Raw genomic sequence first — 23,407 nt, forward strand, 5'->3', positions numbered from 1 at the left:
TTTGTCGAATGAATCCAGCCGGGCGCTATGCTTGGCCGGACTGCTGAAGGCGGGCTCCCTCCGGGGCTTTGCGTGGCATGAATGAAATGATCGCGCGCGACGACTCTTCGCCGCCGCGCGCAATGCCTTACGGCAGCGACTATCAACACCTTCTCGCTGGCCGAGGAATGTTCAAACAAAGGATGAGGCTATGGTTCAAGTTCGCAAACTGGTGTTAGCAATAGCGGCCGCCTCGGCGCTGTCCTCCGGTATGGCGCATGCCCTCGGGCTTGGGGAATTGACCCTGAAGTCGACGCTGAACCAGCCCTTGGTGGCGGAAATCGAGTTGCTCGACGTCAAGGACCTCACCGCTGCCGAATTGGTGCCGAGCCTGGCTTCGCCCGAAGATTTCGCCAAGGCCGGTGTCGACCGCCAGGCGTTTCTCAATGACCTGACCTTTACTCCGGTGCTCAACGCTAGCGGTAAAAGCATCCTGCGTGTGACATCCAGCAAACCACTCTCCGAACCGATGGTGAAATTCCTGGTCCAGGTGATGTGGCCCAACGGTCGCCTGCTGCGCGATTACAGCGTGCTGCTCGATCCGTCCAAATTCTCGCCGCAAACCGCTGATGCGGCTGCGCAGCCTGCACCGACGCAAACCGTCACCGCACCGGTGACCGGTGGCACCAAACCAACCCAATACACCACCGCGCCGCGCGATACCCTGTGGGAAATCGCTGAGAAGGCGCGCAATGGTGGCTCGGTCCAGCAAACCATGCTGGCCATCCAGGCGTTGAACCCGGATGCCTTTATCGACGGCAACATCAACCGATTGAAAGCCGGTCAGGTGCTGCGTCTGCCGGATCAGGCGCAGAGCACCAGCCTGCCGCAACCGAAAGCCATTGCTGTAGTCTCCGCGCAGAACACCGCGTGGCGTCAGGGTCGTCGTTACGTGGCGAAGCCCGGGGCCGGACAGCAGCAGCTCGATGCCACCAAGCGCGCTCGCGGCGAAGGCCCTTCGTCGCAAACGGCGACAGACAAGCTGAGCCTGGTTTCTGCCGAGTCCGGCAAGGCCGGTGGCAAAGGCGCTGCGGGTGACGCCAAGAACTTGAGCAACAAGCTGGCCGTGACCAAGGAAAGCCTCGACACGAGCCGTCGTGACAACGCTGAACTGAAAAGCCGCGTGACCGATCTGCAAAGTCAGATGGACAAGCTGCAACGCCTGATCGAGCTGAAGAACAATCAACTGGCCAAGTTGCAGGCTGAAGGCGCGGCGGATGCGCCGGCACCCGGTGCGACCGCTCCGGCCATGTCAGCCGAACTGGCGGCTAACCCGGCGGCAACAACGCCTGCGGACGCGGCTCCGGCTGCACCTGAGGCTGCTGCGCCCGAGGCCACTCCAGCTCCGGCCGAGAAGCCAGTTGAGCCGACGCCGGCAGCATCCGACGATCAGCAATTCAGAGAACTGCTGACCAATCCTTGGCTACTGGGTCTGGCAGGTGGCGGGGCAGTAGTGGCGCTGTTCCTGCTGTTGTTGCTGGCGCGTCGCCGCAAAGCCCAGCAAGAAGCCGAGAAGCATTTGCGCATGGCCCGTGACTTGGCCGAGGAGCAGGCGTTCTCCGCTGAACTCGACCTGCCAAAAGGCATCTTCGATGACCTGGAAGTGCCGCCGCCAAGCGTGAAGCTCGCTACCGCGCCAACCCCAACGCCACCGCCTGCACCAGCCCCGGCGCCGGTAATTGCTCCGGTTGTGGTAACGCCGCCGATCGCCGCGCCACTGGTATCGCCTGCTGGCGAGCGCGACGACGACGTACTGAGCAAGGCTCAGTCGCACATCGCTGCCGGTCGTCTGAATCAGGCGGCTGCCTTGCTGGAAGACGGGATCAAGCAAGAGCCGCAACGCAGTGACCTGCGCCTCAAGCTGATGGAAGTCTACGGTCAGCAAGGCGACCGCGATGCATTCGTTGCCCAGGAGCGCCAATTGGTGGCCAACGGTGACAACTTTGCTCAGGTCGAAAAACTCAAGAGCCGCTTCCCAACCATGGTCATTGCCGCAGCCGGTGGTATCGCAGCCGCTGCGATCGCTGCCGAACTGGATGCGCAATACGTCAAGGACCTGCTGCTGGACGAGCCTGAAGCGCCGGCACCGGCAGTGCCCGATGACTTCGAAAGTGCCTTCGATTTGAGCCTGGATGATCTGGAATCTGCCACTCCGGCAGTGGTTGCACCAGAACCAGAAGCAGAGGCAGCGCCCGATGACTTCGACAGTGCCTTTGATTTGAGCCTGGATGATCTGGAAGCTGCCTCTCCGGCGGTGGTTGCACCAGAACCAGAAGCAGAGGCAAAGTCCGATGACCTCGACAGTGCTTTCGATTTAAGCCTGGATGATCTGGAAGCTGCCTCTCCGGCAGTGGTTACACCAGAACCAGTACCAGAAGCAGAGCCAGTGTCTGCGGCTGAGCTGGACGAGTTCCCGCTGGACGACGATCTGAGCTTCGAATCGGTGTTGCAGCAGCAGACCGACATCAGGGAAAACCTCGATGACCTGTCGGACTTCGACCTGGATATGGATCTTGGTGGGGATGTCTCGCCAGCGACCCTGGCCGAAGACGATTTCCTGTTGAGTCTGGATGAAGGCGTCAAGGACCTGGATTTACCTACCGCTGAAGCGCCGGCTGTTCCCGAGGTGGCGCTGGACGATCTGGAGCTGCCAGCCGATTTCGACCTGTCGCTGGCTGACGAAATGGACGCGCCAGACGCTCCGGACGCGTTTGCAGCCGAACTGGATGACGTCAACGCCGAACTGGATCGTCTGTCCCAGAGTCTTGGCGAGCCGAGCTTCACGGCGGAAGACGCCATGGCCTCCGCAGCTGACGAGCCGGAATTCGATTTCCTATCCGGCACTGACGAAGTCGCGACCAAACTCGATCTGGCCCAGGCCTACATCGACATGGGCGACGCCGACGGCGCCCGGGACATCCTCAATGAGGTGGTGACCGAGGGTGATGCAGGTCAGAAGAGCGAAGCCAAGGAAATGCTTTCGCGTCTGGCTTGATTGATCGGTAAGGCGTAAACAAAACGGCAGCCATTGAGGCTGCCGTTTTTGTTTCAGCCGGTAGCGCGTTGGTGTCTGTCGGGCCGTCTTCGCGAGCAGGCTCGCTCCCACATTGAGTCTCTGGTATTCACAAAACCCCTGTGGGAGCGAGCCTGCTCGCGAAGAGGTCGGCACATTCAACATAATTCCCGACCCCGCAGGCCCCAAAAAACACACAGCTCTGGCGTCCCTGCCTGACAGCCTTATAATGCCCGCCTTTGCGTACATCAGCAGGCTGTCACTCCTTGGCAAATATAGATAATCCGGCCGCCGAAATGGTGGCCGACGGCTTTTTCCGGATCGCGTTGGGCGTTGAATACAAAGGCTCACGCTATCGCGGCTGGCAGCGCCAGGCCTCCGGCGTACTCACCGTGCAGGAAACCCTCGAAAAGGCCTTGTCCAAAGTCGCCGACTCACCGGTGTCGCTGCTCTGCGCCGGGCGTACGGATGCGGGCGTGCATGCGTGCGGTCAGGTGGTGCATTTCGATACTCAGGTCGAGCGTTCGATGAAAGCCTGGGTCATGGGCGCCAATATCAATTTGCCTCACGACGTCAGTGTCAGCTGGGCCAAGGTCATGCCGGCGCATTTTCATGCGCGGTTCAAGGCGATTGCCCGGCGCTATCGCTACGTGATCTACAACGATCAGATCCGCCCGGCGCACCTGAACGAAGAAATTACCTGGAACCACCGTCCGCTGGACGTCGAGCGCATGGCCGAGGCGGCGCAGTACCTGGTCGGCACTCACGACTTCAGCGCTTTCCGTGCTGGTCAGTGTCAGGCCAAGTCGCCGATCAAGGAACTGCATCACCTGCGCGTCACGCGCCACGGCAAGATGATCGTGCTGGACATCCGCGCCAGCGCTTTCCTGCACCACATGGTGCGCAACATTGCTGGCGTGCTGATGACCATCGGTGCCGGCGAGCGCCCGGTGGAGTGGATGAAAGAGGTGCTTGAGAGCCGAATTCGCCGTTCCGGCGGGGTGACGGCGCATCCGTACGGCCTGTACCTGGTGCAGGTCGAGTACCGCGACGAGTTCGAATTGCCCGAGCGTTACATCGGGCCGCACTTCCTGACCGGTTTCTCGGAACTTGACGGCTGACGCCCTCGAACGCTTTTGTTACCATCCGGGACTTTCTCGGATTTACCTTGGGGTTCTATCGACATGTCGGCCGTTCGCAGCAAGATTTGTGGGATTACCCGCATAGAAGATGCGTTGGCGGCGGTTGAGGCCGGGGCTGATGCGATCGGATTTGTGTTCTACGCCAAAAGCCCACGGGCCGTGACGTTTCAGCAGGCGCGCTCGATCATCAAGGCGTTGCCGCCGTTCGTGACCACCGTAGGGTTGTTCGTCAACGCCAGCCGCTGCGAGTTGGGAGAAATCCTCGACGCCGTGCCGCTGGACCTGTTGCAGTTCCATGGCGACGAAACCGCAGCCGAGTGCGAAGAATGGAATCGTCCGTACATCAAGGCGCTGCGGGTCAAGGCCGGTGACGATATCGCGGCTGCGTGCGATGCGTTTCCAAGTGCCAGCGGTATCCTGCTCGACGCCTACGTTGAAGGTGTACCCGGTGGAACCGGTGAAGCGTTTGACTGGTCTCTGATACCGCAAGGCTTGAGCAAACCGATCATCCTGGCGGGTGGCTTGACGCCGGACAACGTCGCCGAGGCGATTACAAGGGTTCGGCCTTATGCCGTGGACGTCAGCGGTGGGGTGGAGGCGAGCAAGGGCATCAAGGATCACGCAAAGATTCAGGCATTCATTAAAGCGGTACGCAGTAGCTGATGTGACGGCTGGCACACTGCCGCCGTCCACAGGCATGGCTGAGGGTTTTTGGGGTGTACGCAGGTCACGTTTAGCTGATCCGGCAACCCATCGATCATCGCCACACACATGAATTTAGCTCAAGGGCATACGCGGGGCTGCGAACCAGAGCGTTCGGGCCGCCGGTACTGGAGAAAGAAAGCATGAGCAACTGGTTAGTAGACAAACTGATCCCTTCGATCATGCGTTCCGAGGTCAAGAAGAGCTCGGTGCCTGAAGGTCTGTGGCACAAATGCCCGTCTTGCGAGGCTGTGCTGTATCGTCCGGAGCTGGAAAAGACCCTGGACGTTTGCCCCAAGTGCAACCACCACATGCGTATCGGCGCACGCGCCCGCATCGATATCTTCCTCGACGCTGAAGGCCGTGCCGAACTGGGCGCGGACCTTGAGCCGGTTGACCGTCTGAAGTTCCGCGACGGCAAGAAGTACAAGGATCGCCTGACCGCTGCCCAGAAGCAGACCGGCGAAAAAGACGCACTGATCTCCATGAGCGGCACGTTGCTGGGCATGCCGGTTGTGGTGTCGGCGTTCGAATTCTCCTTCATGGGTGGTTCGATGGGCGCCATCGTTGGTGAGCGTTTTGTTCGCGCTGCCAACTACGCGCTGGAAAACCGTTGCCCGATGATCTGCTTCGCTGCTTCCGGTGGTGCGCGGATGCAGGAAGCCCTGATCTCCCTGATGCAAATGGCCAAGACCTCTGCGGTGCTGGCGCGTCTGCGTGAAGAAGGCATTCCGTTCATCTCCGTCTTGACCGACCCGGTCTACGGTGGTGTTTCCGCCAGTCTGGCGATGCTTGGCGACGTGATCGTCGGTGAGCCGAAAGCCCTGATCGGCTTCGCTGGCCCGCGCGTCATTGAACAAACCGTGCGTGAAAAACTGCCGGAAGGCTTCCAGCGCAGCGAATTCCTGCTGGAACACGGTGCGATCGACATGATCATTCACCGTCAGGAACTGCGTCCGCGTCTGGGCAATCTGCTGGCACAAATGATGGGCCTGCCGACGCCGAAATTCGTCGCCGCGCCAATCGAGCCAATCGTGGTTCCACCGGTGCCCGCCAACATATGATCGAACGTACCCTTGGCGAGTGGCTCGCCTACCTTGAGCAGTTGCACCCTTCGGCCATCGACATGGGCCTGGAGCGCTCGCAACAGGTAGCGTCCCGCATGGGACTGGGCAAGCCGGCGCCTCGGGTGATCACGGTCACCGGCACCAACGGCAAAGGTTCTACCTGCGCATTCGTGGCTTCGTTGCTGCGGGCGCAGGGCCTGAGCGTCGGTGTCTACAATTCTCCGCACCTGCTGCGTTACAACGAGCGGGTGCAGGTCAATGGCGTCGAAGCCACTGACGCCGAGCTGTGCGAAGCCTTTGCAGCGGTCGAGGCGGGCCGTGGCGACACATCCCTGACGTACTTCGAAATGGGCACCCTGGCAGCGTTCTGGCTGTTTCAACACGCCAGTCTCGATGCAGTGGTGCTGGAAGTCGGGCTGGGCGGGCGTCTGGACACGGTCAACGTGGTCGATGCCGATATGGCGCTGGTCACCAGCATCGGTGTCGATCACGCGGATTATCTGGGTGATACCCGTGAATCCGTAGCGTTCGAAAAGGCCGGCATCTTCCGCCAGGGCGCGCCTGCGCTGTGTGGCGACCTGAATCCTCCACAACCTCTGCTGGATAAAGCGCGCGAGCTCAATTGCCCGTTTTTCCTGCGTGGGCGCGATTTCGACCTCGGCATCACCGATCACAACTGGCAATGGCGCGGTCTTGACGCTCAAGGGCGTGTGGTCGAGCTGCACGATCTGCCGTTGCTCGATCTGCCGATGGAAAACGCCGCGCTGGCGTTGCAGGCTTACCTGTTGCTCGGGCTGCCTTGGGTGGATGCACACATTGTTGCTGCGCTGAAAGCCACTCGGGTGGTCGGTCGCCTCGATCGCCGCCAGTTCGACTGGCAGGGCAAGCGCCTGAATCTGTTGCTGGACGTGGGGCATAACCCGCATGCGGCCGAGTATCTGGCTCGCCGCCTGGCCAGCCGACCGCCGGTTGGCAAGCGTCTGGCGGTGTTCGGACTGTTGGCGGACAAGGATCTGGATGGTGTTGTCGGTGAATTGAATGCTAGTGTCCAGCAATGGGCTGTCGCGCCGCTGGATTCACCGCGAGCGCGTCCGGTTGCCGATTTGCACGCAGCATTGCAGAACCTTGGCGCCTCGGTAACATCCTATGACAGCGTGGCCGCCGCCCTGGATGGGCAGTGCGCGCTGGCGACGAGCGATGACGAGATTCTGTTGTTCGGATCATTTTATTGTGTCGCCGAGGCCCTCGAATGGCTGGCCCGGCGCTCCACGGAGGAAGCGGCAAATGGCATTGCTGGATAAGGCATACAAACAGCGCATGGTTGGCGCCCTGGTTCTGGTGGCGCTGGCGGTGATTTTCCTGCCGATGCTGTTTTCCCGTCAGGATGAACAGCGTCAAGTGACGGTTGAAGCCCCGGCTGCGCCGCAAGCGCCTGCGGTGCCGCAAGTTCAGGTTGAACCGGTGGCAGTACCTGAGCCGCAAGCCCTGCCTCAGGAACCTGTGCCGAGTGATGATGAAATCGCTCAGCAAGAAGCACCGTCGACAGCGATTGCCCCGAGTGTGCCGGTGGCGCCTGCGCCTGCCGCCAAACCGGTCGCACCAGCTCCGGCGCCGGTCAACAAACCAACGGTTGCACCTAGCCAGCCCATCACGGCTGCGCCGGGCAAGCCGGACACGACTCAAAGCCGCGTCGATGCCAATGGCCTGTCGGTCAGTTGGTCGGTGCAACTGGCCAGCCTGTCGAGCCGTGCAAGTGCAGAAAGCCTGCAGAAATCCCTGCGCAGCCAAGGCTACAACGCCTACATTCGTACTGCCGACGGCAAGAATCGGGTGTTTGTCGGACCGCTGATCGAGCGTGCAGAAGCCGATCGTCTGCGTGACTTGTTGGGTCGCCAGCAGAACCTCAAGGGTTTTGTGGTGCGTTTCCAGCCTGAGCGTGGTTAAAACTATCGCCCCGATTTGAAATGCACTGACAATCGCAGCTTACCGATAGCCATGCGCTCTGCTAAAATGCGCCGCCTTATCCGTCTGTAGGCTGCACTGTGCCATTTACCTGGGTTGACTGGGCGATCGTTGCAATCGTCGCCATCTCCGCATTGATCAGTCTGAGCCGCGGCTTCGTCAAAGAAGCACTGTCGCTGGTGACCTGGATCATCGCAGGAGTCGTCGCCTGGATGTTCGGTGGTTCATTGTCCGAGTACCTCGCCGGATACATCCAGACGCCGTCGGCCCGTGTGATCACGGGCTGTGCCATCATGTTTGTCGCCACGTTAATCGTAGGCGCAATGATCAATTATCTTATCGGCGAATTGGTTCGCGTCACCGGGCTGTCCGGGACCGATCGATTCCTCGGCATGGCCTTCGGCGCCGCGCGTGGCGTGTTGCTGGTGGTCGTGGCGGTCGGGCTGTTGAGCCTGGGGCCGGTACAGCAGGACGGGTGGTGGCAAGAGTCACAGCTCGTGCCAAAATTTCTATTGGTTGCAGACTGGTCCAAAAACCTGATTCTCGGGTGGAGCAGTCAGTGGCTTGCCAGCGGTATCAGCGTACCCGCTGATATACCGTTCAAGGAGCACCTCTTGCCGATGGCCAAAATGCCTCAGTGAGTTGTGTTCAGTTCAGATCCATTAAGTAGGGGTTGCGTCGCATGTGTGGCATCGTCGGTATCGTCGGTAAGTCGAACGTCAATCAGGCGCTGTATGACGCGCTAACCGTCCTCCAGCACCGCGGCCAGGACGCTGCCGGTATCGTGACCAGCCATGATGGCCGGTTATTCCTGCGCAAGGACAATGGCCTGGTACGTGACGTGTTTCATCAGCGTCACATGCAGCGCCTGGTCGGCCACATGGGTATTGGCCATGTGCGTTACCCGACCGCGGGCAGTTCGACTTCGGCCGAAGCCCAACCGTTTTACGTCAACTCGCCTTACGGCATCACCCTGGCGCACAACGGTAACCTGACCAACGTTGAACAGTTGGCCAAGGAGATTTACGAATCTGACCTGCGCCACGTCAACACCAACTCCGATTCGGAAGTGCTGCTTAACGTGTTCGCTCACGAACTGGCCCAGCGCGGCAAGTTGCAGCCAACCGAAGAAGACGTGTTCGCGGCCGTTACTGACGTGCACAACCGTTGCGTCGGTGGTTACGCGGTCGTGGCGATGGTGACCGGTTACGGCATCGTCGGTTTCCGCGACCCACACGGCATCCGTCCGATCGTCTTCGGTCAGCGTCACACCGACGAAGGCGTCGAGTACATGATCGCCTCCGAAAGCGTTTCCCTGGACGTGCTCGGTTTCACCCTGATTCGCGATTTGGCACCGGGCGAAGCGGTCTACATCACTGAAGACGGCAAGCTGCACACCCGTCAGTGTGCGACCAACCCGTCCCTGACCCCGTGCATCTTCGAACACGTCTACCTGGCGCGTCCGGACTCGATCATCGATGGCGTGTCGGTTTATAAGGCACGCCTGCGCATGGGCGAGAAACTCGCCGAGAAGATCCTGCGCGAGCGTCCAGAGCACGACATCGACGTGGTCATCCCGATTCCGGACACCAGCCGCACCGCGGCCCTGGAATTGGCGAACCACTTGGGCGTCAAGTTCCGCGAAGGTTTTGTGAAGAACCGCTACATCGGCCGGACCTTCATCATGCCGGGCCAGGCTGCACGGAAAAAATCCGTACGCCAGAAGCTCAACGCCATCGAGCTGGAGTTCCGCGGCAAAAACGTGATGCTGGTGGACGACTCCATCGTTCGCGGCACCACCTGTAAGCAGATCATTCAGATGGCCCGCGAAGCCGGCGCCAAAAACGTCTACTTCTGCTCCGCGGCACCGGCCGTTCGCTACCCGAACGTCTACGGTATCGACATGCCGAGCGCTCACGAGTTGATCGCGCACAATCGTTCGACCCAGGACGTGGCTGATCTGATCGGCGCTGACTGGTTGATCTATCAGGACTTGCCTGACTTGATCGAAGCGGTCGGTGGCGGCAAGATCAAGATCGAGAAGTTCGATTGCGCGGTGTTCGACGGCCAGTACGTCACCGGCGACGTCGACGAGGCTTACCTGAACAAGATCGAGCAGGCACGTAACGATGCCTCCAAGGTCAAGACGCAAGCAGTCAGTGCGATCATTGATCTGTATAACAACTGAGTAACTACCGGCCCTGAGGGGCCGGTTTTGTATCTACTAAAAGAGCAAGGCAAGGAGTGACAGCATGAGTCAGGATTGGGATGCCGGTCGGCTGGACAGCGACCTCGAAGGCGTAGCGTTCGACACCCTGGCCGTACGCGCCGGTCAGCACCGAACGCCGGAAGGCGAACACGGTGATCCGATGTTCTTCACTTCCAGCTACGTATTCCGTACCGCTGCCGATGCGGCGGCACGCTTTGCCGGTGAAGTGCCGGGCAACGTTTACTCGCGCTACACCAACCCGACCGTGCGCGCGTTCGAAGAGCGCATTGCCGCGCTGGAAAGCGCCGAACAAGCCGTGGCCACGGCCACCGGCATGGCCGCGATCATGGCGGTGGTGATGAGCCTGTGCAGCGCCGGCGATCACGTGCTGGTATCGCGCAGCGTATTCGGTTCGACCATCAGTCTGTTCGAGAAGTACTTCAAGCGCTTCGGCATTGAAGTCGATTACGTTCCTCTGGCGGACTTGTCCGGTTGGGATGCGGCGATCAAGGCCAACACCAAACTGCTCTTCGTCGAATCGCCATCTAATCCTCTGGCCGAGCTGGTGGACATCGCCGAGTTGTCGAAAATCGCTCACGCCAAAGGCGCGATGCTGGTGGTCGACAACTGCTTCTGCACCCCGGCGTTGCAGCAGCCGCTGAAGATGGGCGCGGACATCGTCGTGCACTCGGCGACCAAGTTCATCGACGGCCAGGGCCGTTGCATGGGCGGTGTTGTGGCCGGTCGCAGCGAACAGATGAAAGAAGTCGTCGGTTTCCTGCGGACTGCCGGGCCGACCCTGAGCCCGTTCAATGCCTGGATCTTCCTCAAAGGCCTGGAAACCCTGAGCCTGCGCATGAAGGCGCACTGTGCCAATGCCCAGCAACTGGCCGAATGGCTGGAGCAGCAGGAAGGCATCGAGAAAGTCCATTACGCCGGTCTCAAAAGCCATCCGCAGCACGCGTTGGCCCTGCGTCAGCAGAAAGGCTTTGGTGCGGTCGTGAGTTTCGAGGTCAAGGGCGGCAAAGAGGGCGCCTGGCGCTTTATCGATGCGACCCGTCTGATTTCCATCACCGCCAACCTCGGTGACAGCAAGACCACCATTACGCACCCAAGCACCACCTCTCACGGCCGTCTGGCGCCGCAAGAGCGTGAGGCCGCGGGCATTCGTGACAGCCTGATCCGCATCGCGGTCGGTCTGGAAGACGTGGCCGACCTGCAAGCCGATCTGGCGCGCGGGTTGGCTGCCTTGTGATCGAGTTGTCCACGCCGACCACTGGCACCAATGGCCGCGTCGCACTGGTCACGGGTGCTGCGCGGGGCATTGGTCTGGGGATCTCGGCCTGGCTGATCAGTGAAGGCTGGCAGGTGGTGCTGACTGATCTTGATCGGGTGCGCGGTTCGAAAGTGGCGAAGGTGCTCGGCGACAACGCCTGGTTCATCGCCATGGACGTCTCGAACGAAGGGCAGGTGGCGTTGGGCGTCGCCGAGGTGCTGGGGCAGTTCGGGCGTCTGGATGCGCTGGTGTGCAACGCGGCGGTTGCCGATCCGCACAACATCACCCTTGAAAGCCTTGATCTGGCGTACTGGAATCGGGTGCTGGCGGTGAATCTCAGTGGGCCGATGCTGTTGGCCAAGCACTGTGCGCCGTACCTGCGCGCTCACAGCGGAGCAATCGTCAACCTGGCCTCGACCCGCGCCGGGCAGTCAGAACCCGACACCGAGGCTTATGCGGCGAGCAAGGGCGGCCTGTTGGCCCTGACTCATGCCTTGGCGATCAGCCTCGGGCCGGAAATCCGCGTCAATGCGGTCAGCCCGGGCTGGATCGATGCGCGGGATCCCTCCGCACGTCGTGCCGAACCGCTGACCGATGCCGACCATGCCCAGCATCCGGCGGGCAGGGTAGGGACGGTCGAGGACGTGGCGGCGATGGTCGCCTGGCTGTTGTCGAAGAACGCCGGTTTTGTCACGGGCCAGGAGTTCGTGGTCGATGGCGGCATGACCAAGAAGATGATTTACAGCGAGTAATTCGAGCAGGGGCCGCGACAGCGGCGGCTTGAGGTTGCAGACGGCCGTTGGCAACGCTGCGGGAAATGACATGATTTTGTCTTTTTCAGAAAAACTTCAAGCGGGGTATTGACTTAGCATCGGTACCTGCGTAAATTTCGCGGCCTCGGAGATGCAAACGGGTGATTAGCTCAGCTGGGAGAGCGTCTGCCTTACAAGCAGAATGTCGGCGGTTCGATCCCGTCATCACCCACCACTTCCGAGAGTCTTGCGAAAGCAAGATGGAAGCTTTTAAAAGCCTCCACCGACGCGCAGCGGTAGTTCAGTCGGTTAGAATACCGGCCTGTCACGCCGGGGGTCGCGGGTTCGAGTCCCGTCCGCTGCGCCATATTTTCCGAGTCAGAGTTTATTCTGGTTCGAGATTGAAAGCCTCGAAGCTTTCAGTCAGACGAGTTACTTGGACGCAAGTCCAAAGCGATACGCAGCGGTAGTTCAGTCGGTTAGAATACCGGCCTGTCACGCCGGGGGTCGCGGGTTCGAGTCCCGTCCGCTGCGCCATATCTGCCTCAAGGCCCGCTGAACGCCTTGGAGCTACGAAGAAAGCCGCTGGTAAAGCCAGTGTCTACTTCGAGTCGATAGCAAAGACCCTGGTCGAAAGACCGGGGTTTTTTGTGTCTGCGATTTGGCTTTTCTCTTCTGCTCCCCGCAACCATGGGTATTCGCATCTGCCAGCCAAATGCGGCCGTGTGTCGAATTGTTACTCCTATCGACGATTTCCCTCAATAACGCTCAGCCCTGATCAGCCGGTGGCTGCGTGGCAAAAACACCTGTCTTTCATTCGCGTATTCAAATTTTTCCTGGGGGCAAAACGTATAAAGCGCTTGGTTTGAAGTATCAACACTAATTAGAATGAGTCGCATTTAAAATATTTCTTCGCGCAGGGTTCCTTAAGATGAGTGATGCAGCGATGCCGGCGGCGCAAACCTTCCACGACCTGTACCGCGACCATCGTGGCTGGCTCGAAAGCTGGTTGAGGCGGCGGATGAGCAATGGCCATGATGCGGCGGACTTGAGCCAGGATACGTTCGTGCGTTTACTCGCCAGCTCCCAGCACATCGCTGACCTGCAAGAACCCCGCGCCTATCTGGCGACAGTCGGCAAGCGACTGCTCACCAACTTCTATAAGCGCCGCAGCCTGGAGCAGGCCTACCTCAGTGCGCTGGCGCTGCTGCCTGAAGACTGCCTGCCGTCGCCCGAGCAACGGTGGTTGCTCCTGGAAACCCTGCAAGCCTTGGACGAATTGCTCGACGGATTGCCGACCGCGGTGCGACGGGCGTTTCTCTGGAGCCAGTTGGAGGGTTTGGGTTATCACGAGATTGCTGAGCGCCTGCAAGTCTCGGAGCGGACGATCAAGCGCTACATGGCGCAAGCCTACGAACATTGCCTGTTGGTGGAATTGTGATCGGTTCGACACCTTCGGCCGAAGCCCGGCAAGTCGTGCGGGCTGCCGCTCAATGGCTGGCACTCATGGAATCAGGCGCCGCCAATGAGCGCGATCGAGCCAATCTGCAGCACTGGCGTGACAGCCATCCCAGTCATGAACAGGCCTGGCAGAAAGCCCAACTCTTGCGCCAACGCTTTTCCGACCTGCCGTCGGCACTGGCCATGGCCAGCCTGGATCGGCCGCAGACGAGTCGGCGCACGGTACTCAAACGCGCCGTCGGGGCGGTGGCGTTGGTGCCCACCGCCTGGCTGATCAGCCGGCAGCTACCGCTGGACGTCTGGCGCGCTGATCTGCGAACCGCGACCGGGGAGGGCAAAAAAGTCCAGTTGGCCGATGGCAGCTCGCTGCAATTGAACACCGCAAGTGCCGTCGATATCGACCTGAAGAACCGCCGGCTGAGACTCGTGGAAGGCGAAATAGCGCTGAATGTGCCCGGCACCTCGCCGCTGACGATCCAGACGCACTTCGGGCAAGTGGTCGTCAGTCAGGGCGAAGTGTGCGTTCGTCAGGGGCAGACGGGGTGCAAGGTGTCAGTGCTTAAAGGCGCGGTGCAGTTGCAGCCTTTGCGTGGGCCGGTCTTTTCATTGCGCGCAGGCCAGCAAGTCAGCCTTCAGGCGATGGGTGCCGGACGCGTCGAACCTTTCGATGTGCTTGCCCCAGGCTGGCGCGACGGCGTGTTGATGGCACAGAACCAGCCCCTGGGCGATTTTCTGCGTGAACTCAGCACCTATCGCCCGGGACTGTTGCGCTGGGAACCGGAACTCGAATCCCTGCGCGTCACCGGCAGTTTCCGTCTGGAAGACACCGATCGCATCCTGACGTTGCTGGCGGCCAGCTTGCCGCTGGAGGTGCATAGGCGAACCCGCTACTGGGTCACGTTGCTGCCGCGCAAAAATAGTGTTTGAGGTATGTCCCCTTTTTTCGCGTCGCTTGTCATTCAAGGCAAGTGAAACGAAATCAGAGAGATTCTCAATGCCCGTTGTGATGCCCTGCAGTACGCGTCTGGGTTCTTCCAGGCTGCGCCCGTTGTTGCATTTGAGTCTGTTGTTGAGCCTGAGTGCCTGTCCGTTGTTCATCACTGCCGGTTGGGCCGAAGACGCGCCTCGACGCAGTTACCAGGTGCCGGCAGGAAGCCTCAGCGCAGCGCTGACCCGTTTCGCCGGGCTGGCCGGGGTCAACCTGTCAGTGGACCCGGCACTGGTGGGCAGTCGCACCAGCCCTGGACTTTCCGGCGAATACGCGGTCGAGGAGGGCTTTGCCCGACTGTTGCAGGGTTCCGGTCTGCAACTGCAGCCGGTGGGCGAAGAGGCGTACATCCTGACCCCGGTGCCAGAAGGCAGCAGCCTGCAACTGGGCGCCACCTCGATTGTCGGTGCCACTGACTCGGAGCACGGCGATCCGTATGTCGGCGGCCAGGTCGCGCGTCGCGGGTCGCAAGGCTTGCTGGGCTCGAAAGACTTTATGGAAACGCCGTTCAGCATGACCACCTACACCAGTGAGGTGGTCAAAAATCAGCAGGCGCGTACCTTGGGCGACCTGATCGCCAACGATCCTTCGGTTCGCGCCACCAACCCGGCGGGTGGGCGCTATGAGCAGTTCACCATTCGAGGGTTGAGCCTGTTCAACAGTGATGTTTCTTACAACGGCCTCTACGGCGTCCTGCCGACCTACACGATCGACATGGAGATGGCCGACCGCGTCGACGTCCTCAAAGGCCCTAGTCAGCTCATCAACGGCATCTCGCCGCGGGGCAGCGTGGGTGGCGGGATCAACGTGGTACCCAAGCGCGCGACCGACAAGCCCATCACTTCATTCACCGGTAGTTACGCTTCCGACAGCCAGGTCGGCGGTGCCGTGGATGTCGGCCGGCGCTTTGGTGAAGACAACAAGTTCGGTCTTCGTTTCAACGGCGTAAAACAGTCCGGCGACACCGAATGGGATCACCAGAATGTCGACCGCGAGATGGCCGTGCTGGGCCTGGATTTCCGCGGTGAACGCCTGCGACTCTCGACGGACATCGGGCGCACCGAACGTGATACCGACGCTCCGCAGGAGCGCGTACAGGTTGGCCCTAACGCGCAGGTTCCGCATGCCAGCGATGTGCGACGCAACTATGCGCAGCCCTGGAGCAAGGCGAGTACCAACGACACGTTCGGCACGGTGAACGCTGAATACGATGTCAACGATTCCGTCATGTTGTACGGCGGTGTGGGCGCGCGTAAAAGTAACCATGACTTCCTTCGACATGCTGTTTCGGTCACCAACGACGCCGGTAATTTCAGCGTTCAACCGCGTGACTTCACTCGTGACGAAAATGTCCGGACGGCCACAGCGGGTGTGCGCAACTGGTTCCATACCGGCCCGGTAAGCCATGAAGTCAACCTGGCCGCCAGCTATTACTACATGGACTTTGAAAACGGCGGCGCCCGGTATGCCTCGGCCAACAGCAACATCTATAACCCTGTGGTAACACCAACGCCGGTCAGGCCCACGCGACAGGATTCGGAGGTCTATACCGAGAACCGTTCCACCGGTGTGGCGTTGTCCGACACCCTGGGTTTCTTCGATGACCGGCTGCTGCTGACCCTCGGCGCCCGCTGGCAGCGCGTGAAGGTTGACGACTGGACCGATAACGTCAGAGGCGACACCGGCTACGACGAGGAAAAGGTCTCGCCATCGGGCGGCATCCTGTTCAAGGCCACCGATAAGCTGTCGCTGTATGCCAACTACATGGAAGGCCTGAGCCAGGGCAAGATCGCACCGTCGACTTCGGTGAACGAGGACGAGATCTTCCCGCCGTTCATCAGCCGCCAGGTCGAGGTCGGTGCCAAGTATGACGCCGGTGCGTTCGCCGTCACCGCCGCCGTGTTCCGGATCAAGCAGCCGGCTTACGAGACCAATGCCACGACGCGCGTCTTCGGCCCGAACGGCAAGCGTGAGAACACCGGTGTGGAACTGAGTGTGTTCGGTGAACCGCTCGATGGTTTCCGTCTGCTCGGCGGTGTCATGTACATCGACAGCGAGTTGAAGGACACCACCAATGGCACCTTCGACGGCAACCGGGCGCCGGCCACGCCGAAATACAACGTCAACCTGGGCGCCGAGTGGGACGTGCCGACTGTACAGGGCCTGACCCTGACCAGCCGCGGCATTTACTCCAGTTCGCAGTACCTGGACCAGTCCAACAACAAGGAAATCGACTCCTGGGAGCGTTTCGACGTGGGCGCACGCTACGCGTTCAAGGTCGACGAAACGAACGTCACTGTGCGTGCCAATGTCGAGAACGTGGCGGACAAGCGCTACTGGAGTTCGGCCGGGGCCTCGGATGACAGCGAGCCTGGCTTGACGCTGTCGACCCCACGCACTTACCTCCTTTCGGCGACCGTCGACTTCTGATTCACCCGTGTCATGCGCCCCAAGGACCGGGGCGCCATCGTTGGACCATGACCTGATTCATATAGAGGAAGGACATATGCACACCATCAGTTAATGAATATTCAAGACACTTGCGTATAAGTCGCTATCTGTCGGTAGCCTATATCTAAGTTGTCAGTTGCATTAAAGATCATGGCTAGATCATGGCACTTCCGGAATATATACCAGGTTTATTAACTTGGTTTTTTGCGTGTCTGATTGTTTTTAAAGTAGTTCAAATCGCTCTATGTAAATTTCGAAATAGGTTGTAAGAATTAGTTGCAACAACTTGGTAATGAGAATAAGTTGCATATCGAATTTAACGAGGGTGAAGCGATGTTGAATGATGGCGTATTGCACTCTAATCCTTTGCAAAAAACCAATGCCGACTATTTGGCTCGACAAAGCAAGTTCGAATCTAATGTACGCAGTTATCCACGCAAGTTGCCGCTGGCCATCGCCAAGGCGCACGGGCTCTGGGTGACCGATGTCGAGGGCACTACTTACCTCGACTGTCTGGCTGGCGCCGGTACTTTGGCCCTGGGGCACAATCATCCGGCCGTCATGGCCAGCCTCGACAGCTTCCTCGCCTCAGGCCTGCCGATGCACACCCTGGACCTGACCACCGCGGTCAAGGACGCTTTCAGCGAAACCTTGCTCAGCCTGTTGCCGAACCAGGGCCGTGATTACTGCCTGCAATTTTGCGGGCCGTCCGGGGCGGATGCAGTGGAGGCCGCGCTGAAACTGGCCAAGACCTACACCGGGCGCAACAACATCATCAGTTTCTCAGGGGCCTACCATGGCATGACCCACGGCGCCCTGGCCCTGACCGGCAACACCGCGCCGAAAAATGCCATCGCCAGCCTGATGCCCGGGGTGCAGTTCATGCCGTACCCTCACGAATACCGTTGCCCGCTGGGCATTGGCGGCGAGGCGGGGGTCGAGGCCTTGACCCACTATTTCACCCAGTTCATCGAAGACGTCGAAAGCGGTGTGTCACTGCCGGCGGCGGTGATCCTTGAAGCGGTGCAGGGTGAGGGCGGGGTCAACTGTGCCCCGGCGAGCTGGCTGCGGGCGATCCGCGAGGTGACGCGCAAGCACGGCATCCTGCTGATTCTCGACGAAGTGCAGACCGGTTTCGGTCGCACCGGCAAGATGTTTGCCTTCGAACACGCCGACATCGAGCCGGACCTGATCGTCATGTCCAAAGCGGTCGGTGGCGGTTTGCCCATGGCGGTGCTGGGCATCCGTCGTGAATTCGACGCCTGGGAGCCAGGCAATCACGCCGGGACTTTCCGCGGCAACCAGATGGCCATGGCCGCCGGGCTGGCTACGCTGCAGGTACTGCAACAGCAAAACCTCGCCGCCCAGGCCGAGCGTCGTGGCCAGTGGCTCAAGGACCGACTGGTCGAGTTGCAGGCGCATTATCCGGCCCTTGGCCAGGTGCGCGGTCGCGGTCTGATGCTGGGCATCGAGGTCGTCGACGAACGCGAACCGGCGGATCGCCACGGTCATTTCCCGATGGACCCGGCGCTGGCCGTGGCCATCCAGCAACAGTGCTTCAAACAAGGCCTGTTGCTGGAACGCGGCGGGCGTAAGGGCAATGTCATCCGCTTGTTGCCACCCTTGATTATCGACGATGAACAATGCCAGCAAGTCATCCAGCGTTTTGATAACGCGATGGCTGCCGCTTTATTGCAGTTGCGCCCTTGAATGAATCAATCGAAGTTGCGTTAGCAGTCCGCTGAATTGCAGTTTGATGACGGTACTGCAAGTAACTTTGATGGTCGACTGATTGTTTAAAAAGGTTCAGTGAAGTGATGTCGTTACGTGGGGTTTCGTCGGCCGTTAAACAGGTCGATCAGCAACTAATTTTTTCGCCATATAACGTGTCCAGTGGCCTCGCGGGCTACTGTGGAGCACCCATGAATCATCCAGATCGCAGTGTTTTATCGAATATGGTCAGTGAGTTGGCGACGACGCGTGCGTTGCTTAATTGTTTGATCAAAGAGTTCGCCTTGCCGGAAAACTGCCTCAGTTACAGTTGGCCGACGCAGATGCAAGGTATCGCCCCAGGCAGTTACCTCGAGGGTCTGGAATGGAAGGGCATTCCCCTGACCATCAGCCTGCCCAACCAGCAGCAATTCTTTGTGATGGTGGACCGCCGTGATGGTCTGGGCAGTCACCGTTACCTGTCGGACGTTTATGCCCGGCGTGGCGAGGGCGACTGGTCGTGCCTGAGGTTTGCCGAGTTCGTCGAACAGTTGCTCGCGGCGTGCGAACACATGACCCGCGCCAGCAACGACGAGTTGCTGGATCAGGTGTTGCAAAGCCAGTTGCTGACCGCGGCCATCGTCGGCCACAACATGGACGGCCAGCACCCGGCACCGCTCAGCGGTTACCTCGCCAGCGAGCAGGGCTTGTGGTTCGGTCATCCGAATCACCCGGCACCCAAGGCGCGCCTGTGGCCAGCTCATCTGGCCCAGGAAACCTATGCCCCGGAATTCCAGGCCCGCACGCCATTGCACTTGTTCGAGGTGCCGCTGGAAGGATTGAACGTCGGGGCTAACGGACTGAGCAAAGCCCAAGTGCTGGCCGGTTTTGCCGATCAAGCGCAGGCGCGGCCAGGGCACGCGGTTATTTGCATGCACCCGGTTCAGGCGCAGCTGTTCATGCAGGATGGTCGGGTTCAGCGTTTGTTGAAATCCGCGGCCATCGTCGACCTTGGCGCCACAGGGCTGATGGCCAACCCCACGGCGTCCATCCGAACCTGGTACATCGAGGGCCATGAGTTCTTCATCAAGGGCTCGCTGAATGTGCGCATCACCAACTGCGTCAGGAAAAACGCCTGGTACGAGCTGGAAAGCGCACTGATGATCGACCGAGTCTTTCGTAACCTCCAACTGACCCGGCCCGAAACCCTTGGCGGGCTCTCGGTGGTGGCTGAGCCGGGCAATCTGAGCTGGGCGCCGCAACAGGCCAGCGAAGCCGATAACCACTGGTTCCGCGAACAGACCGGGGCGATCCTGCGGGAGAACTTCTGCCTCGACACCGGCACCGACTGCAGCATCATGGCCGGTACGTTGTTCGCTCGCGGCCTGCATTTACCGCCGTTGGTGCATGAGTTCCTGAGCCGGTTCAACGGCAATGACATCGACGATCAAACGCTGTTGAGCTGGTTCGACGACTATCAGGCGCTGCTGCTGCGGCCGGTGCTGGCGCTGTTCTTCAATCACGGCATCGTGATGGAGCCGCACTTGCAGAACAGCGTGCTGGTGCATGACAACGGTCGCCCACAACGCTTGCTCTTGCGGGATTTCGAAGGGGTCAAACTGACCGACGAACTGGGTGCTTCCCGGATCGATGCAGACGCTCATCCACGGGTGCGTGAGTCGCTGCTCTATTCCCGCCAGCAAGGCTGGAATCGCATCGTCTATTGCCTGTTCGTCAACAACTTGTCCGAGGCGGTACTGGCCCTGAGTTGGGAGCGTCCGCACCTGGCGCCGCTGATGTGGCAACGGGTGGAGCAACAGTTGATCAGCATCCGCGCCGAATTGACCCGCGCTGCGCCGGAGCTGGACGCACTGATCGCCGGTCAACCGATTGCCTGCAAAACCAACCTGAAAGTCCGTCTGGCAGCCAAGGCAGATCGCCAGGCCAGCTATGTCAGTCTGGTGTCCCCGTGGGGCAAGGAGGCCAAGCATGGGTAAGCTGCCCGCAGCGGTTTTGGCCGCGATCGACGACGCCCGCACACAACACGAAGATCCGCTGGCGCTGTTCATCTACGACCTGGACGCGCTGAAACAGCACGTGACGCAGGTGATGGCGGCCCTCCCCGAAGGCGTAGAGCTTTACTACGCGATCAAGGCCAACAGTGAACCGCAGATCCTCTCCACCGTCGCGCCGTTGGTGCACGGGTTCGAGATTTCCTCCGGCGGCGAGATCGATCGTCTCCAGGCCTGCCCGACGCGCAAGCCATTCATCTTCTCCGGCCCAGGAAAACTGGATTCTGACCTGCGTTCGGCGCTGCAACATCAGGTCGAAGCGATTCACATCGAAAGCCTGAATGAAATCGTCCGCCTGCAACGGCTGGCACTGGAAGCGGGGCACGTGCAAGACGTGCTGCTGCGGATCAACCCCGAACTGCCGTCGCCGCTCTCCAGCAAACTGGCGATGGCCGGCACGGCCACACCGTTCGGGATCGATGAGTCGGAACTGGCTCAGGCGGTGAGTTGGGTCGATAACGCCAGCCACCTGCGGCTCAAGGGCTTCCATGTGCATGCGATGTCCCATCAATCGCAGGTGGAGCGCCATGAACAATTGCTCGACCTCTACCTGCAGCGCTGGCCGCAATGGAAAGCGTTGTCGGCCGATCCCGCCGCGATCACCCACCTCAATGTGGGCGGTGGCATCGGCGTTAATTACCTCGGGCCGCAGCAATTCGATTGGCAGCGCTTGTGTACGCATTTGGGCCAGTCCCTCGCGGCGTGTGCCGATGCGCCCATCGTGCGCTTTGAACCCGGTCGTTTCATCAGCGCTTTCTGCGGCTATTACGCCATTGAAGTGCTGGACAAGAAAACCAGTCACGGCAAGCAATTCCTGGTCTGTCGTGGCGGCACCCATCAGTTCCGTTTGCCGGTTGCCCAGGGACATGATCACCCGATCATTCATCTGCCCCGGCATCGCGTAACGTCAACGGCGCCACAGCAGGACTGGACCGTCGTGGGGCAGCTCTGCACGCCCAAGGATGTGCTGAGCCGCGATTACCCGCTCACGGACGTGGTGATCGGCGACATGCTGGTGCTGCCGCTGGCGGGTGCCTATGGCTACAACATCTCCCATGCCGACTTCCTCTGCCATCCGCGACCGCCGCAGGTGTTTGTGCAACAGGCCGGAGTCAACCTGTGGGACTGACGTTTGCCGTTCCGCGCTGGTTGGTGGTGGTCAATGTGTTGTTGGGCACGCTGACGGTCAGCCTGAACAACAGCTCGCTGAATCCGGCGTTGCCGGCGTTCATGGAGGCCTTCGATATCGGCCCGCTGTTGGCCACCTGGATTGTGGCCGCGTTCATGGTGAGCATGGGCATGACCATGCCACTCACCAGTTTTCTCAGCCAGCGGATGGGGCGCAAATCTCTGTATTTGTGGGGCGTGGCGTTGTTTGTCTGCGGTTCACTGTTGGGTGCGCTGGCCAACTCCATCGCGCTGGTGATTACCGCGCGCGTGGTGCAAGGCATCGCCAGCGGACTGATGATTCCGCTGTCGCTGGCGATCATCTTTTCGGTGTACGCCAAGGGCGAGCGGGGCAGGGTCACCGGCCTGTGGGGCGCGGCGGTCATGCTGGCGCCGGCATTGGGGCCCTTGTGTGGCAGCCTGATGCTGGAGTGGTTCAGTTGGCGCTCGCTGTTCCTGATGAATGTACCGATTGGTCTGCTGGCGCTGATTCTTGGCGTCGGCGTGCTGCCGGCTTCCGAACCATCGGAACGCAAACCTTTCGACCTGGCAGGTTACCTGCTGATCGCGACAGGCATCGGCTTGCTGATGATCGCTGTTGGCCGTCTGCGCCACGCCGAGGCCCTCACTGATCCCCTCAACCTTGGCATGCTGCTGGCGGCCATTCTCTGCCTGGTGGCGTTCGTGCGACTGGAACTGAACCGGACTTCGCCGCTGCTCAACCTGCGCATCTTTGCCCTGCGCGGTTATCGCTTGAGCGTGATCATCGCGGTGGTGCAGTCGGTCGGCATGTTCGAGTGTCTGGTGCTGCTGCCGCTGCTGGTGCAAGTGGTGATGGGCTACAGCGCTATCTGGACCGGCCTGTCGCTGCTGTGCACGGCGCTGTTCGCCAGCCTGTTTGGTCATCTCGGCGGCCAGTGGCTGGACCGGCACGGCCCGCGTGGCGTGGTGCTCTGGGGGCTGCTGCTGACCGGGGGCGCCACGCTGGGATTGGGCGTGCTGGGGGCTGGCGCTTCAATCGGTGTGGTGTATTTCCTGATGATGGTCCGCGGCGCCGGACTGGGTCTGTCCTATATCCCCATCACCACCGCCGGGCTCGATGCGCTGCCTGAACCGATGGTCACTCAAGGCGCGGCGATGAACAACATTTCCCGTCGTCTCGTCTCGTCACTGGCCATCGTGATTGCCTCCCTGTGGCTGGAATTTCGCCTGACTGCCGAGACCGGGGGCGGGGTGGTTTCGATGGCCAGCTCGGGGGCGATCAGCGAGGTCTTCATGGCCACCGGCATCCTCATCCTGCTGGCATTGCCCTGTGCCTGGCGTTTTCCCGTTCACGCATCCGACGAGCCGGCCGAGGCACTGCCCTCAGCCCTCGAACACCGTTAATTCTTTCACG

General features: G+C 60.5%; 17 protein-coding genes and 3 tRNA genes. All 20 read left to right on the plus strand.

The window, feature by feature from the left end; translation table 11 throughout:
- Positions 1-190 precede the first annotated feature (190 nt).
- The 20 genes from ASC74_RS23360 to ASC74_RS23455 all read left to right on the plus strand — a co-directional run bounded on the left by ASC74_RS23360 (position 191) and on the right by ASC74_RS23455 (position 23,397).
- Positions 191-3,034, plus strand: coding sequence for a FimV/HubP family polar landmark protein (locus ASC74_RS23360; RefSeq protein WP_056744401.1), 2,844 nt, complete (start codon positions 191-193; stop codon positions 3,032-3,034).
- Positions 3,035-3,348: 314 nt separating this feature from the next.
- Positions 3,349-4,173, plus strand: a complete 825-nt coding sequence (gene truA, locus ASC74_RS23365; RefSeq protein WP_046047735.1) for a tRNA pseudouridine(38-40) synthase TruA — start codon at positions 3,349-3,351, stop codon at positions 4,171-4,173.
- Positions 4,174-4,236: 63 nt separating this feature from the next.
- A complete protein-coding gene (locus ASC74_RS23370) occupies positions 4,237-4,857 on the plus strand; it encodes a phosphoribosylanthranilate isomerase (protein ID WP_056744403.1) in 621 nt (206 codons plus the stop codon).
- Between the two features lie 182 nt (positions 4,858-5,039).
- A complete protein-coding gene (gene accD / locus ASC74_RS23375) occupies positions 5,040-5,960 on the plus strand; it encodes an acetyl-CoA carboxylase, carboxyltransferase subunit beta (RefSeq protein ID WP_056744405.1) in 921 nt (306 codons plus the stop codon).
- Entirely contained in the window at positions 5,957-7,264 is a 1,308-nt protein-coding gene (gene folC / locus ASC74_RS23380) for a bifunctional tetrahydrofolate synthase/dihydrofolate synthase (protein ID WP_056744407.1), read from the plus strand. Before accD ends, folC begins: the two co-directional genes overlap by 4 nt.
- Positions 7,248-7,907, plus strand: a complete 660-nt coding sequence (locus tag ASC74_RS23385; protein WP_056744409.1) for an SPOR domain-containing protein — start codon at positions 7,248-7,250, stop codon at positions 7,905-7,907. The genes folC and ASC74_RS23385 overlap by 17 nt, the downstream gene beginning before the upstream one ends.
- A 98-nt stretch (positions 7,908-8,005) precedes the next feature.
- Positions 8,006-8,566 carry a CvpA family protein gene (locus ASC74_RS23390; protein ID WP_046047730.1) on the plus strand — a complete coding sequence of 187 codons (561 nt, stop codon included), beginning with the start codon at positions 8,006-8,008 and terminating at the stop codon, positions 8,564-8,566.
- Positions 8,567-8,607: 41 nt separating this feature from the next.
- Positions 8,608-10,113 carry an amidophosphoribosyltransferase gene (purF, locus tag ASC74_RS23395; RefSeq protein ID WP_010456022.1) on the plus strand — a complete coding sequence of 502 codons (1,506 nt, stop codon included), beginning with the start codon at positions 8,608-8,610 and terminating at the stop codon, positions 10,111-10,113.
- 64 nt (positions 10,114-10,177) lie between these two features.
- Positions 10,178-11,389 carry an O-succinylhomoserine sulfhydrylase gene (locus ASC74_RS23400; RefSeq protein ID WP_056744410.1) on the plus strand — a complete coding sequence of 404 codons (1,212 nt, stop codon included), beginning with the start codon at positions 10,178-10,180 and terminating at the stop codon, positions 11,387-11,389.
- Positions 11,386-12,162, plus strand: a complete 777-nt coding sequence (locus tag ASC74_RS23405; RefSeq protein WP_056744412.1) for an SDR family oxidoreductase — start codon at positions 11,386-11,388, stop codon at positions 12,160-12,162. Before ASC74_RS23400 ends, ASC74_RS23405 begins: the two co-directional genes overlap by 4 nt.
- Before the next feature lie 159 nt (positions 12,163-12,321).
- A tRNA-Val gene (locus ASC74_RS23410) sits at positions 12,322-12,397 on the plus strand.
- A gap of 55 nt (positions 12,398-12,452) precedes the next feature.
- Positions 12,453-12,529: transfer RNA gene (locus tag ASC74_RS23415), tRNA-Asp, on the plus strand.
- Positions 12,530-12,622: 93 nt separating this feature from the next.
- Positions 12,623-12,699, plus strand: a tRNA-Asp gene (locus ASC74_RS23420).
- A gap of 394 nt (positions 12,700-13,093) precedes the next feature.
- A complete protein-coding gene (locus tag ASC74_RS23425) occupies positions 13,094-13,603 on the plus strand; it encodes a sigma-70 family RNA polymerase sigma factor (RefSeq protein ID WP_056744414.1) in 510 nt (169 codons plus the stop codon).
- Positions 13,600-14,550: a FecR domain-containing protein gene (locus ASC74_RS23430; RefSeq protein WP_056744416.1), complete on the plus strand. Its 951-nt coding sequence runs from the start codon at positions 13,600-13,602 to the stop codon at positions 14,548-14,550. The genes ASC74_RS23425 and ASC74_RS23430 overlap by 4 nt, the downstream gene beginning before the upstream one ends.
- 67 nt (positions 14,551-14,617) lie before the next feature.
- A complete protein-coding gene (locus ASC74_RS23435; RefSeq protein ID WP_056744418.1) occupies positions 14,618-17,041 on the plus strand; it encodes a TonB-dependent receptor in 2,424 nt (807 codons plus the stop codon).
- 354 nt (positions 17,042-17,395) lie between these two features.
- The gene (locus tag ASC74_RS23440; protein ID WP_056744688.1) at positions 17,396-18,772 is read left to right on the plus strand and encodes a diaminobutyrate--2-oxoglutarate transaminase; all 1,377 of its coding nucleotides are present in this window, start codon (positions 17,396-17,398) and stop codon (positions 18,770-18,772) included.
- A 212-nt stretch (positions 18,773-18,984) separates the two neighbouring features.
- Positions 18,985-20,769 (plus strand): IucA/IucC family protein, encoded by a 1,785-nt coding sequence (locus ASC74_RS23445; RefSeq protein WP_056744420.1) that lies wholly within the window; start codon positions 18,985-18,987, stop codon positions 20,767-20,769.
- Positions 20,762-21,973 (plus strand): type III PLP-dependent enzyme, encoded by a 1,212-nt coding sequence (locus tag ASC74_RS23450; RefSeq protein ID WP_056744422.1) that lies wholly within the window; start codon positions 20,762-20,764, stop codon positions 21,971-21,973. The genes ASC74_RS23445 and ASC74_RS23450 overlap by 8 nt, the downstream gene beginning before the upstream one ends.
- Entirely contained in the window at positions 21,970-23,397 is a 1,428-nt protein-coding gene (locus ASC74_RS23455; RefSeq protein WP_056744690.1) for a DHA2 family efflux MFS transporter permease subunit, read from the plus strand. The genes ASC74_RS23450 and ASC74_RS23455 overlap by 4 nt, the downstream gene beginning before the upstream one ends.
- Positions 23,398-23,407 lie beyond the last annotated feature (10 nt).

This window comes from Pseudomonas sp. Root329 (assembly GCF_001424925.1).
Lineage (GTDB): Bacteria > Pseudomonadota > Gammaproteobacteria > Pseudomonadales > Pseudomonadaceae > Aquipseudomonas > Aquipseudomonas arabinosi.

Excerpts from the sequence above, each read along its gene's own strand:
- ASC74_RS23360 (WP_056744401.1), top strand. The coding sequence starts at position 191 with ATGGTTCAAGTTCGCAAACTGGTGTTAGCAATAGCGGCCGCCTCGGCG.
- truA (WP_046047735.1), top strand. The coding sequence starts at position 3,349 with ATGGTGGCCGACGGCTTTTTCCGGATCGCGTTGGGCGTTGAATACAAA.
- ASC74_RS23370 (WP_056744403.1), top strand. The coding sequence starts at position 4,237 with ATGTCGGCCGTTCGCAGCAAGATTTGTGGGATTACCCGCATAGAAGAT.
- accD (WP_056744405.1), top strand. The coding sequence starts at position 5,040 with ATGAGCAACTGGTTAGTAGACAAACTGATCCCTTCGATCATGCGTTCC.
- folC (WP_056744407.1), top strand. The coding sequence starts at position 5,957 with ATGATCGAACGTACCCTTGGCGAGTGGCTCGCCTACCTTGAGCAGTTG.
- ASC74_RS23385 (WP_056744409.1), top strand. The coding sequence starts at position 7,248 with ATGGCATTGCTGGATAAGGCATACAAACAGCGCATGGTTGGCGCCCTG.
- purF (WP_010456022.1), top strand. The coding sequence starts at position 8,608 with ATGTGTGGCATCGTCGGTATCGTCGGTAAGTCGAACGTCAATCAGGCG.
- ASC74_RS23400 (WP_056744410.1), top strand. The coding sequence starts at position 10,178 with ATGAGTCAGGATTGGGATGCCGGTCGGCTGGACAGCGACCTCGAAGGC.
- ASC74_RS23425 (WP_056744414.1), top strand. The coding sequence starts at position 13,094 with ATGAGTGATGCAGCGATGCCGGCGGCGCAAACCTTCCACGACCTGTAC.
- ASC74_RS23435 (WP_056744418.1), top strand. The coding sequence starts at position 14,618 with ATGCCCGTTGTGATGCCCTGCAGTACGCGTCTGGGTTCTTCCAGGCTG.
- ASC74_RS23440 (WP_056744688.1), top strand. The coding sequence starts at position 17,396 with ATGTTGAATGATGGCGTATTGCACTCTAATCCTTTGCAAAAAACCAAT.
- ASC74_RS23445 (WP_056744420.1), top strand. The coding sequence starts at position 18,985 with ATGAATCATCCAGATCGCAGTGTTTTATCGAATATGGTCAGTGAGTTG.
- ASC74_RS23450 (WP_056744422.1), top strand. The coding sequence starts at position 20,762 with ATGGGTAAGCTGCCCGCAGCGGTTTTGGCCGCGATCGACGACGCCCGC.